The sequence below is a fragment of the Vicinamibacteria bacterium genome (assembly GCA_035620555.1).
Taxonomy (GTDB): Bacteria; Acidobacteriota; Vicinamibacteria; order Marinacidobacterales; family SMYC01; genus DASPGQ01.
This window is the reverse complement of sequence record DASPGQ010000422.1, coordinates 1-11,931: the sequence shown is the minus strand read 5'-3', so window position 1 is coordinate 11,931 and position 11,931 is coordinate 1. Positions and strand designations below refer to the sequence as shown.

At 62.8% G+C, this 11,931-nt stretch carries 12 protein-coding genes and 1 tRNA gene; 3 read left to right on the top strand and 10 right to left on the bottom strand.

Translation table 11 applies throughout. The annotated features are described in order from the left end of the window. A partial coding sequence (locus VEK15_17335) for a transferrin receptor-like dimerization domain-containing protein (GenBank protein HXV62467.1) occupies positions 1-408 on the top strand: 408 nt, incomplete at its 5' end. Positions 409-412: 4 nt separating this feature from the next. Here the strand turns inward: VEK15_17335 and VEK15_17330 are convergent. The 3 genes from VEK15_17330 to VEK15_17320 are packed head-to-tail and all read right to left on the bottom strand — an operon-like array spanning position 413 to position 2,348. Next, positions 413-970: a DUF5698 domain-containing protein gene (locus tag VEK15_17330; GenBank protein HXV62466.1), complete on the bottom strand. Its 558-nt coding sequence runs from the start codon at positions 968-970 to the stop codon at positions 413-415. Beyond that, positions 967-1,200, bottom strand: coding sequence for a hypothetical protein (locus VEK15_17325; GenBank protein HXV62465.1), 234 nt, complete (start codon positions 1,198-1,200; stop codon positions 967-969). Before VEK15_17325 ends, VEK15_17330 begins: the two co-directional genes overlap by 4 nt. A 44-nt stretch (positions 1,201-1,244) precedes the next feature. Further along, positions 1,245-2,348: a DUF1611 domain-containing protein gene (locus VEK15_17320; protein HXV62464.1), complete on the bottom strand. Its 1,104-nt coding sequence runs from the start codon at positions 2,346-2,348 to the stop codon at positions 1,245-1,247. A gap of 123 nt (positions 2,349-2,471) precedes the next feature. Between VEK15_17320 and VEK15_17315 the strand changes: the two genes are divergently transcribed. Continuing rightward, the gene (locus tag VEK15_17315) at positions 2,472-3,803 is read left to right on the top strand and encodes an aminotransferase class I/II-fold pyridoxal phosphate-dependent enzyme (protein HXV62463.1); all 1,332 of its coding nucleotides are present in this window, start codon (positions 2,472-2,474) and stop codon (positions 3,801-3,803) included. Here VEK15_17315 and VEK15_17310 read toward each other — a convergent pair. The 5 genes from VEK15_17310 to VEK15_17290 are packed head-to-tail and all read right to left on the bottom strand — an operon-like array spanning position 3,794 to position 9,223. Continuing rightward, a complete protein-coding gene (locus VEK15_17310; GenBank protein HXV62462.1) occupies positions 3,794-5,440 on the bottom strand; it encodes a gamma-glutamyltransferase in 1,647 nt (548 codons plus the stop codon). The two genes, VEK15_17315 and VEK15_17310, sit on opposite strands and share 10 nt — an antisense overlap. Further along, on the bottom strand, positions 5,437-6,372 hold the full coding sequence (locus VEK15_17305) for a mechanosensitive ion channel family protein (protein ID HXV62461.1): 936 nt from the start codon (positions 6,370-6,372) through the stop codon (positions 5,437-5,439). The genes VEK15_17310 and VEK15_17305 overlap by 4 nt, the downstream gene beginning before the upstream one ends. Then, positions 6,373-7,830: a tripartite tricarboxylate transporter permease gene (locus tag VEK15_17300; GenBank protein HXV62460.1), complete on the bottom strand. Its 1,458-nt coding sequence runs from the start codon at positions 7,828-7,830 to the stop codon at positions 6,373-6,375. Continuing rightward, positions 7,830-8,264 (bottom strand): tripartite tricarboxylate transporter TctB family protein, encoded by a 435-nt coding sequence (locus VEK15_17295; protein ID HXV62459.1) that lies wholly within the window; start codon positions 8,262-8,264, stop codon positions 7,830-7,832. Before VEK15_17295 ends, VEK15_17300 begins: the two co-directional genes overlap by 1 nt. After that, on the bottom strand, positions 8,261-9,223 hold the full coding sequence (locus tag VEK15_17290; protein ID HXV62458.1) for a tripartite tricarboxylate transporter substrate-binding protein: 963 nt from the start codon (positions 9,221-9,223) through the stop codon (positions 8,261-8,263). The genes VEK15_17295 and VEK15_17290 overlap by 4 nt, the downstream gene beginning before the upstream one ends. A gap of 199 nt (positions 9,224-9,422) precedes the next feature. On the opposite strand from VEK15_17290, the gene VEK15_17285 reads away from it, so the two are divergent. Continuing rightward, entirely contained in the window at positions 9,423-10,292 is an 870-nt protein-coding gene (locus VEK15_17285; GenBank protein HXV62457.1) for a YwqG family protein, read from the top strand. A gap of 11 nt (positions 10,293-10,303) precedes the next feature. On the opposite strand, the gene VEK15_17280 is transcribed toward VEK15_17285, so the two are convergent. Together VEK15_17280 and VEK15_17275 are read right to left on the bottom strand one after the other, a co-directional pair. Beyond that, positions 10,304-10,380 (bottom strand) — tRNA-Arg (locus VEK15_17280). A gap of 155 nt (positions 10,381-10,535) precedes the next feature. Further along, entirely contained in the window at positions 10,536-11,195 is a 660-nt protein-coding gene (locus VEK15_17275; GenBank protein ID HXV62456.1) for a peroxiredoxin, read from the bottom strand. Positions 11,196-11,931 lie beyond the last annotated feature (736 nt).

Here is an 11,931-nt window from a genome sequence, read left to right as displayed (position 1 = left end):
GAGGTCGACCTGACGACGGTCGATGCCGCGCTCGACAAGCTGCGCGCGGCGGGAGAGGCCTACGAGGCGGCGCTCAGAAACCTCGAGAGCGCCGGCGCGAGTGCCCTCCTGGCTCAGCCGGAGCTCCAGCGGCTCAACCATCTCCTTTACACGTCCGAGCGACGACTGGCTCACGATGAAGGCCTTCCCCACCGCGAGTGGTTCCGCCACCAGGTCTACGCGCCGGGCTTCTACACCGGCTACGGCGTGAAGACGATACCGGGGATTCGCGAAGGCATCGAAGAGGAAGCCTGGGAGCAGGCGCGGCATTACGTACGGATCGTCTCCGACGCTCTCGAGAGCCTGGTGAGCCAAATCGACGAGGCGCGGAGTCTCGTGGAAGCGCTCCGGGCCAGTTCCCAACCCTGACGGGCTACTTGCGCTTCAAGATGGCTCGCCACCCCGTCGGGCTCGGCAAAGGTGAGAGATGGCTCGTTTCCGAGAATCGCTCCACCACGTAAAACAAGTTCGCATCGATGCGCCGGGCTTTCTCCACGGCTCGGTTCAGGTTGCGGCGTTGGAGCGTGGCGAAAACGAGTCTCGTTCGGCGCCCGTTCATCTGGCTGTCGAAGACCGCGAGCACCTCGCCGAACTCCGCGAGGACCTCGGCGATGGCGTCCCCTTTCTCGGAGATCACCCTCATTACGGCTCTCCCGAGCGCGAGCTTCTTCTCGAGCGTGATTCCGAGGGCGTTTCCCGCGGCGAAGCCGGCGGCGTAGGCGACGACCAGGAGGGGGTGCTCGCGGATCCTGAGGATGACCTGAGATACGGCCGTCACCCAGATCAGGATCTCGAAAAACCCGAGGAAGACGGAAAGCCTCAGCCGGCCGTTGACCACGGAAATCGTCCGAAGCGTTCCCAGGGAAACATCGCAGATGCGGAGGCCGCAGACGACGGCTGCCAGCTGCCAAATCGAGAGACTCTCCATCATGGCAGGTCGAACCCGAGCCCGTTTCCTCCCGTGGGAAAGAGCAGGCCATCGTGCAGTATCACGGCACCGGCGGCCGGATCGGGCGCCGCGCAGCCGAACCCAGAGATATCCGCGTTGGTCTCGACTCGCAGGAAGACCGAGGTCGCTCGCGAAATCGTCTCGTAGGCGATGGTATAGGGCTCTGCCAGCTTCATGTCGACCGACCAGGCCTCGACCCGTGTGATCTTCATGGCCGACCGTCCGCCGATATCGATTGGAGGAGAAGGTTCACATGTCAGCGAGACGCCCGCACTGCGAGCGCCTCGATGGCCCTCATGATGTGGTCGGGCCCGTGGATGAGAACGTCCACCGCGGGAAGAGCCGTCTCTTCCTCGATCTCCCGGCAGACGGCATCGAGCCGGTCGCGGGGGATGTTCTCGTGGTTGATGGATAGAGCAACCACCGGCTTGCCCGAGACGATCTGAAGCGCCTCGATCTGCGTGATGAGCGGCTGGATCGGGTAGCCGGGAAACCCGTCGTACTCCTTTCGCGCCGGTGCGTGCTGGAGCACGATCCCGTGAGGCCGCGCCGCTGCCAGAATCTCGAACCCACCGGGATAAGCGGGATTGAGGAGGCTTCCCTGCCCCTCCAAGAAGATCCTGTCGGGCCTCTGCTCGTTCCAGGCGCTCCACACGACGTGCTCGATCTCCCCCGACACGAAATCGTTCACCAGAGAGTCCAGGACGATCCCATAGCGTACCCCTTGCATCCAGGCGGTCTGGCCCGTCCCGATCATCACCGGGGAAAACCCCTTCGATTCGTAGTGATTCGTCAGAATGGTCGCGGCGGTACGCTTGCCGAGGGCCGAATCCGTTCCCAGGACGGCAATCCGGAGCGACTCGACGTCTTCGATCTTGCCGCTGAAGAAATGAAGGTCCTTGACGGGAGGAGATTTTCGGACGTCGCGGATACGGACGTTTCTGGACCGGGCGAGCCCCACGATCTCCTCGTCGTCGGTCAAATAGTCGTGCAGGCCGCAGTCGACGTGAAGTCCTCGCCCGATCGCCTCGATGATGTGCGACCGTGAGCCGGGCTCGAGCCGGCCCCCGTCGGGGGCGAGCCCCACGACGAAATGTGATGCGGCAAGGCCCATGTCATCAGCCACCGCCAGGGCTTCACTCAAGCTCGCGAGGATGGGAACCGGTTCCCGCTCGACGCCGAGGAGCGCGGCGGCGTCTCGTCCCGCCGAGGTCGAGTCGATGACCGACGCCACGCGGTAGCGCTTGGTGAAACGTACGAGCCCGTGGGCCGTTTTCCCGCTCGGCGCAAGAAAGGCTCCTTCGCAGTAAACGACGGCGTTTCCGTCCGGTGTTTCCAGGAAGCTGCTAGTTCCGGTCAAGCTCTGCTCCGCGCATTGGATTCAAGATAACACGGCGCCGTCGAGCGGACCGTTTTTGCGTTTCTGGTAGATACGCTTCCATAATATATGGTTGGAGTAGGTTAATCGAGCTGAGGACAATCGATGAACGATTTTCGCCGTGATCCCGACGGGGGATACGTTCCTTCCGTACATTTGAATCTCAACGTGCGCGGCCTCGAGCCTTCGGCGACCCTCGCCATCAACGAGCTCAGCAATGCTCTCGTCGCGCAAGGACGAGAGGTGTTGAAGCTCGGTCTGGGACAGTCTCCTTTCCCCGTTCCCGAAGCCGTCGTGGAGGCCCTGAAGGCGAATGCCCATCAGAAGGACTATCTTCCGGTTCGGGGGCTTCCCGCTTTGAGAGAAGCCGTCGCCGAGTACCATCGCCGCAAGCACGGTGTCGAGCGAGGAGGCGATAACGTTCTCATCGGCCCGGGCTCCAAGGAGCTGATGTTCCTCATCCAGCTCGTCTACTACGGGGATCTCGTCATCCCCACCCCCTCGTGGGTCTCTTATGCTCCGCAGGCTCAGATTATCGGACGCCACGTGCGGTGGATCCCTACCTCATCGAAGAACAACTGGCAGCTCCAGCCCGAGGATCTCGAACGGCTTTGCGAGATCGACCCGGAGCGGCCGCGGCTCATGATTCTCAACTATCCCAACAACCCCACGGGGCACACTTACGATGCCGCGCAGCTCAAGGAGCTCGCGGCGGTGGCCCGCCGATACCGCGTCGTCATGCTCTCCGACGAGATCTACGGCGAGATTCATCACGACGGCCGGCACGTCTCCATCGCCGAGTTCTATCCCGAAGGGACGATCATCAGCACCGGTTTGAGCAAATGGTGCGGTGCGGGAGGATGGAGGCTGGGCACCTTCACGTTTCCCGAGGCCCTCACCTGGCTTTTGAATTCCATGGCCGTCGTCGCGAGCGAAACTTTTACGGCGACGAGTGCCCCCATCCAGCACGCGGCGGTAACGGCCTTCCGCGGCGCGCCCGAGATCGAAACCTACCTCGTAAAGTGCCGGCGGATTCTGAAGGCGATCGGCCGCTATGGCGCACGTTCCTTGAAGGAGGCCGGAGCTCGAGTGCGTGAGCCGGCAGGTGCTTTCTACCTCTTCCCCGACTTCGGCCACCTGCGCCACGAGCTGAAAGAACGGAGCATCACGTCGAGCCGGGTGTTGTGCGAGCGCCTACTGAAAGAGACCGGGGTCGCCAGCATCCCCGGCTCGAGCTGCGGCCGATCGGAATCCGAGCTGACACTGCGGCTCGCCTATGTGGACTTCGATGGGGCGAGAGCGCTCCAGGCCTTGCAGACGCTCGAACCCGACGAGGAGCCCAACGAGTGGTTCTTGCGGGAGCATTGCCCTAAGATCGCCACCGCTTTCGACCGTCTCTGCGAGTGGACGCCCAAGGCGGTGGCCGCTCACCGCTGATTGCTCGGCCCCGCCGCAGCGCCGTCTCGCCTCGGCTCCGAGACCCCGCATTGGCTCCGCCGCCCGTCGCTCATCCAGAGTTGGAGCCCCCCCATCTTGAACGAGTACGGGTCCAGCGTCTCGAGCGAAAACCCGTTGCGATGGAGCGCCGTGCGGCAGCGAGGGTCGAACCGATCGGCCTCCCAGATCACATGGCCGTCGGGGGTGCAGTGAAGTCGTGGTGCGAGCACCGACGCGAAGGCACTCCGGTGCCTGAGCCTCAGCATGACTTCGAGCATCCCGGAGCACATCCTCTCGGAGCCCGTCGAGCCGATCGCCAGGACGGGGCGTCCGTCGCCGAGCAGAAACGTCGGCGCGGCGTTGGAGCGTGCGGGAGCTCCCGGCGTCAGGAAGTGCGGGTGCTTCCGGTTCTTGATCTTGAACGCTCGCAGGTAGCCGTTGTAGACGAATCCGAGGCTGGGGGCGACTTCGCCGGCGCCAAAGCTTCTCTCGATGGATTGGGTCATGCAGACGACGTTGCCTTCCGCGTCGCTCGTGTTGAGGTGCGAGGTCTCGCCCCCGGCGGCGGCTCCACCGGGAGGAGAACTACCGACTTCTCGCAGCTTATCGAGGGTCTCCCTCACGGCGCGCTCGGCGTAGTCGAGCTCGAGCAGCGCGGTCGCTTCACCTGGCTCCTCCGCCCCCGTCCTCAAACGAAAGCGCCCACGGTCTCGTCGCACCCTGCGGATGATGGCCGCCACCCGTACGAGACCCTCGGGATCGTCGGGATCGAGGTCGGGGACGAACGAAGCCATTTGAAGCATTTGAAGCAGCGTGATTCCGCCGCCCGGTGGTCCGATCGTGCAGACGGTACGTTCGTCGAACCGTCCCACGACTGGCGGGGCTTCACGGACCTCGAGGGCGGCATCCAGATCCTCCGCGCGAAGGAACCCGTTGTTTTTCGTGATGTCTTCGACGAGCTCGCCGGCGATGGCACCGGTGTAGAAATCTTCGAGCCCGTTCTCAGAGATTCTTCGCAGAGTCCGCGCGAGAATCGGTTGCCGAAAAACCGAGCCCGGGCGGAGAGGCTCCCCCTCGTCGAGGAAGAAAGGTGCAGCCGTCATCGACCGGCGAAGCTTTCTCGAGTAGGTCCGGGCCACACCGTACTGCACCGTCGTTACCGGAAACCCGTCCTCGGAGAACCGAATGGCGGGTTCGATGATTTGCCGGATTCCGAGTCGCCCGTAGCGCCGATGAAGGTGGTTGAGGGCAGCCACGAGCCGCGGCACGGCGATGGCACGGTGGCCTCGGTACCGGCGGGAGCGGGACACTTCCTCCGGGGTTGCGAGACGGGGCGCTCGCGCCGACCCGTCGACAACGAAAGTCCTCCCCGATTCCGCCAAGTGAACGAGCGCGAGCCCCATCCCTCCGAGCCCGGAGCCTGCCGACTCCACCACTCCCAGGGCAAGAGACGCGGCGATGGCCGCATCCACGGCATTGCCGCCTTGCTCCAGCATCTCCACACCGGCCGCGGTTGCGAGGTAATGAGCGGTCACCACCATGCCGGCGGACGAGTGGTCGGACCACAGAGACTCGATTTGCCGTCGCTCGCTCCGGTCGTGCATTCGTTCGTGGGAGAATCGAGCGTCCGCTTTCATCCAGCTCTTTCGGGAACATCCGCTCGGGCCTGGGACTTGCCCTCGCTCGGGTTGTCGTAGAAGCGGTAGGTCGGATAGGCGAAATCGATATCGTCGCAGTCGGCAAAGCGCGCCAGCACGTCTTCCGAGATCCGCTCCGTCGTCGAGCGGCGCTTCCGCGGCTCGCAAAGATAGCGAATGGTCAAGAGCACCCCGCTGTCGGCGATCTTGGTGTACACGACCGGTGAGAGGTGGGTGTAGAAGATCATGAACTTTCGTGCGGCGATCCGCACCTTTTCTTCCGCCGCTTGAGAGAGCTTTTCCGCGTCCTTCGTCGCCACTTCGGTCAGGATGGCCTTCGCCTTCTTCCAGTTGCTTTCGAAAGTGACCAGGACCGGGATCTCGTTCCAGATGTACTCGAAACCCTTGGAGTAGTTCGACTGCGCTTCTTGGAATATCTTGCCATTCGGAATGTGGATCACGCGACCGGTGCTCTGGTCGGCGTCCACCCAGTTTCCAATCTCCATCAAGGTGAACTGGAATATCCGGACGTCGATGACGTCTCCCTGGTGCGGCCCGATTTGAATGCGATCACCCACGTCGAAAGGACGTCGCCAGATGATGAAGAGCCAGCCGGCAAAGTTCACGATCGGGTCGCGGAGCGCCACCGCAAGGCCGGCGGAGAGGAGGCCCAGATAGGTGGAGATCGACTCGAATCCCTGGATCCAGATACGGCCAACGGCGAGAAATCCGAGCAGGAAAGTGAAGTAAGTAAGCGTCTTCCGCCATTGGTAGAGGAGCCTACTGTCCTCGGTTCGACTGTAGACGACGCGCATCGCGACGTATCGGAGGGTGGCAAAGACTACGATGACGGCGAGAGTGGCGAGCGCACGGCCGGAAAGGTCCGAGCCGGGTGCGCCGAGCTCACGAAGCCAATCAACGATCGATTGCATCTACCGGCTCCTTCGCAAACACGCGGCAAGGGTGGCGAAGACCGCCAAGCCCCAAATGGTTATTGCGGTCCAGCTCGAGAACAGTATCTCCCATCCGCCGCCGCTCAGGGCCATGGCCCGTCGCAAGCTCGTTTCCATCAAGCCGCCGAGGACGAAGCCCAGAACGACGGGGGCTAGCGGAAAATCGAGCTTGCGAAGAACATAGCCGAGCACGCCGAATCCGACAGCGAGAACCACGTCGAACGTGCTTCCGTTCACCGAATAAGCCGCCATCAAGCTCAGCACCAGCACGAGAGGATAGAGGAACCAGGGCGGTACCAACAATATGCTGGCAAACGCGCCAACGAGCGGAAGGTTGAGAAAGAGAAGCACGACGTTTCCGACCACCATCGAGGCCGAAAGCGCCCAGAACACCTCGGCATGCTCGGTCAAGAACAGCGGGCCCGGGGCCACGTCCAAACCCAGCAGCGCTCCGAGCAACACTGCGGTCGTGCCGCTTCCCGGAACGCCGAGAGTGAGGAGGGGAATCATCGCGCCGGTGGCAGCGGCGTTGTTGGCGGCCTCGGGGGCGGCCACGCCTCGCAGATCTCCTCGCCCGATCTCACCATCGGGATGAAGTCGTTTCTCCGTCGCATAGGCGATGAAACTGGCTACCGTCCCGCCGGCGCCGGGTAGGACGCCGATCGCGAATCCAACCAGGCTGCCGCGAACCATCGTGCCCAGGTTGCTCAACCACTCGCGAATCTCCAGGGTGAAGCCCGCCCTCGTCTTCCAGTCAAGAGATTTGATACCGCCGCTCTCGAGCGCGAATATGACTTCGCTGAGCGCGAAGAGCCCGATGGTGAGCACGACGAAATCGACTCCATCGAGCAATCGAATCTCGCCGAGAGTGTACCGAGCCACCGCGCTGTTCGGGTCGAAGCCGACGGTCGAGAAGGCCAGACCGAGGAGGGTGGCGACCGCGGCCTTGAGGAAGCTTCCTCCCGACAGACCAGAGAGCGTCGACAAGGCGAAGACCATGAGCGCGAAGTACTCCGCGGGTCCGAACTGGATCGCCATCCGGGCGAGCAACGGCGCGAGGAGCACCAGCCCGGCGAGGGAAAGCATCCCGCCGACGAAAGAGGAAACGGCGGAGATGGCGAGGGCACTGGCGGCACGGCCCTTCCGGGTGAGGGCGTAGCCATCGAGCGCCGTCACCGTCGCCGACGGGGTCCCGGGCACGTTGAGGAGGATGGTGCTGATCGAGTTCCCATATTGCGATCCGTAATAGACGGCGGTGAGAAGAATCAGCACGGACTCGGGCGGAAGGCTCACGGAAAAACAGACAGGAATGAGAATCGCGATCGCGTTGATGGGGCCGAGTCCCGGGAGCATCCCAACCACGGTTCCGGTGAGAGCGCCGGCCGCCGCCAGAAAGACGTTCAGCGGAGTGAAAGCGAGCCACCATCCGGTTGCCATCACGAAGGCTGGAAGAAGGACCCCAACGGAAGCGGGACGGCGAACCCGTAGACGAACAGCGCGAACAGCCCGAGACTTACGAAAAAGCTGGCGATCAACCCGCGGAGGAGCGGGCCCTCGAAGACGATGACCGCGAGGGTCATGACCAGAGTCGAGGCGATGACGAACCCGACGATGTCGAGAGCCAGCGTGAATCCGCCGAGGCCCGTCAGCAACACCGCGGCTCGACCGAGAAACGGCCGATCCAGTTTCGAGGCCTTGCTCCCGCGCAACACCAGGACCGAGGCGAGCGCGAGCAGGAGTGCCCCGATACCGACGGGAAAGGCGCCGGGACCGATGGGATCCGCCATGAAACCGGCTCGAAACGAAAACGCCTCCGCGAGGTACGCGGCGGCCCCCAAGGCCAGTACACTCCCCGCCCCTCGGTCGGTCATGAAATTAGACCGAGTCTCGCGGTCAGGCGACGAAAGTCGCGAATCTGGTCCAACACCAGCCGTTCGAATGGGGCTCCGGTCAGCGCCATCGGAAACAGTCCGCGACGTCTCGCCGCCACCTCCCATTCCGCCGATCGGGTGAGCGCCTCGAAGAGACGAACCCAGCGCGAAAAGGCTTCATCGCCAATTCCTTTAGGCACGTAGAAACCCCGCCACGTGAGCCACTCCACATCGAACCCCTGCTCGCGCGCGGTGGGAACGTCTTCGAAAGGCGCCCCGAGACGCTCGCGTGCCAGGACCGCGAGAATCCGAACCCCACCGGCACGGTACTGAGGAAGCATCTCCGAAGCATCGGCGGGGATGACATGGACGAATCCGCCGAGTAGCGACGTCAGCGCCTCACCGCCCCCGTCGAAGGGAACGTAGCGGACACTCCGCAGGTCGATTCCCCCTTGCTCCGCCAGAAGGAGCAGCCTCATGTGATCCTGACCGCCCACCGCGCTTCCCCCCGCCGCCACGATCGCGGATGGCGTTCGTTTCCACTCCTCGAGCAACGCCCTCAAGTCACCCCAGGGCGCATCCTGGCGAACGGCGATCACCCCGTAGTCGGCGGCCACAGCCGCAAGCCAACGGACGTCCTCCGCACCGAAATCACCGAACTGTCGCTCCGCGAGGCGAAGGGTCGTCGCCGGGCTAGCGGCGATGACCACGTTCTCGTCCGCGTCACGCTCGGCAACGACGTGCGCGAAAGCAACCCCTCCGCCCGCCCCCGGCATGTTCCGCACGCGAAACGGCTCGGTGACGATGCCTAGCTCGTTGAGCGATTGGGTTGCGGTGCGGCAGGTCAGATCCCAGCCGCCGCCCGCGTTTGCCGGCGCGAGACATTCGTAGCCGCGGCGCGGCTCGAGCCCACAGCTCACCGCCACGAACGTCAGCGCCACGGTAACGCCTCTCGTCATAGATACTTCAGCCCAATTCCGCCACCCCGACCGATGCATCTTGAGCATCAACCGGGCGATTCTCCACTACACTATGCTAGTTTCTCATTCTGTAACGCCACATCGACTCGAGGAGAATCAATGATGTCACGATTCGTTGCGACCCTTGCCCTCACCGTCGGCCTCGCGCCGGTTGGCGATTCGCGGCGGAGCTAGTGAAATGGCACTCACGAACCTCGATGGTGTCATCGCAACCGCACGCAGGGTCGGGTATTCGGACATCGACTCGCTTCGAAGACTGGCTCGCTCCGCTGTCGTCCTGACACCAGGGCAGGTCGGCAACGAGGCATCGCCATTCACCTCGAGGCTCGGTGGCCTCCCAGCGATGTCCGCCTCCGTCGCATGGCCGCGGCGAGGCGGCAAGAGTCTGGCGTTCATCGCGCAAATCGATCTCGGCTCACAGCCCGATAGCGCCTTCCAGCTTGGACTGCCGCGGGACGGCCTCCTGCTGTTCTTCTATGATTCCGAGCAGAGCACTTGGGGGTTCGACCCGAACGACGCCGGGAGTTTCGCCGTCATTCACCTGCCCAAAGAGCACGAGACGAGGTTGCTCGACGAGTGGCCAAAAGACCTCCCGGAACATGCTCGCTACCCGCCGTGCGATTTGGCTTCGGGGGAAACGATTACTCTGCCGGCGTGGGAGAGCGTTCTGATCGAGGACCTCCATTTGGATTCCGAGCAGCTCCAGGCGTATCAGGACCTCCTCGAGGCCACCGGTGAGGATGACGATGCCGGGACGCCGAGAGGCCTACTGGGTGGGCATCCCGACCAAATACAGGGCGACATGATGTTGGAATGCGCGCTCGTCGCGGCAGGCCTTTACTGCGGCGATGCCACGGCATACGAGGATCCACGATTGCCCGAGATCCGCAAAACCGCCCCTGACTGGCGGCTTCTCATGCAGGTCCCGAGCGTCGAAGAAGCCGGCATGATGTGGGGCGATCTCGGCTGCCTCTACTATTGGATCCACGAAGAGGATTTGCGCGCGCGTCGTTTCGACCGTTCCTGGATGATTCTGCAGTGCAGCTGAGACAGTCTCGGTGGTACGCCCGGCAGGATTCGAACCTGCGACCTAAGGATTAGGAATCCTTCGCTCTATCCTTCTGAGCTACGGGCGCATTAAGGGATCAGCTCGCCGAAGAGCCGGCAAGAGCGATCGATTCCAAGTGCAACGACGGTCTCCCTGTCACCGTTCGCCCGGAGGCGGCCCGTCGCCCGACTTGGCTGGGTTGCGAGTGGAGCGGGCGACGAGCTTAGCGAGCACGACTGTCGACTACTTCGGCTGGGGGACGACTCGAATGTAAGGGAGCGGCGCCTTCCATCCCTGGGGGAATTTCTTCTTCGCTTCGTCGTCCGAGACGGCCGGAACGATGATCACGTCCTCGCCCTTCTTCCAGTTCACCGGTGTCGCAACCTTATGGCTCGCGGTGAGCTGGCAAGAGTCCAACAGACGAAGAATCTCGTCGAAGTTACGACCGGTGCTCATGGGATAGGTCAGGGTCGCTTTGATTTTCTTATCGGGTCCGATGACGAAAACCGATCGCGCCGTGGAGTTGTCGGCCGCGGTCCTTCCCGTCGCGGTGTCACCCGCGTCCGCCGGCAGCATATCGTAGAGCTTGACGACCTTGAGCTCGGGATCACCGATCAGCGGATAGTTGAGCGCATGGCCCTGAGACGACTCGATATCTTTGGACCATTTCTGGTGGTCGCTCACACCATCCACGCTGATGCCGATGACCTTGCAGTTACGCTTCGCGAACTCGGGTTTGAGCTTGGCCATATAGCCGAGCTCGGTCGTGCAGACCGGGGTGAAGTCCTTTGGATGCGAGAACAAAATAGCCCAGCCATTGCCGATCCATTGATGAAAGTCGATCGGCCCTTCAGTCGACTCCGCTTTGAAATTCGGTGCTTCGTCGTTGATTCTAAGTGTCATCTTCTCCTCCATTCACGGGCGTACGACACCGTACGCCGAATCGATCCCTGGAAGCTTCGGTTGCTTGCGTATCGGGCGCGCTCATCGAGAGTCGTGGGAGATTCGTTTGGCGAATGTTCCGAGCCCTGCCTCGGACCGACCCGAGCTCGCCTCACAACCTAGGTGTTTTGCTTCCTGTCGCAGCACGGATATTAGTGGGTTCTTGCGTCATGGACAAGTGGGAAAACCGGCGCCTGACTACCACCCCGCGCGACACCCGTACGACCTTTGGGAAACGGGTTGGGCTTCGAGTGTAACTCCGAATCCCCGTATTCATTTCTTTCCTGCGGCGTGAGTCCGGTCCGAAACTCGGGAATCGAGCCGACTCGCTTTCTTACTTGGCTCCGACGTACTACACCCCGTACAATCGTCATTGGGGGGGTTGGCTGTCTCGAAGTGTTCGTTCGCGGGCTCGATGTGTACGTGTGTCTCGTGACGCACCTCGGCGCGGGCGGGACCGATGAGCTCGAACCCGTTCCTTCCGCCCCGGCAACGAGAACGCGCATCCGGTTATCGGTCCATGCGCGTCCTCACCGCTCTGGTCGTGTCCATCCTGGGCTTGGACGCTGTGCTCTTGGTCATCAACGGCGTGAGCACCGCTCTGCTCGTCGTGTTCGACCCGAGCGTCCTAGACGGTTCCGATCCTCGGCACGCCTCGAGCGCCTTATTGGGCTTCGTCGTCTTTCTCAGCAGTGCG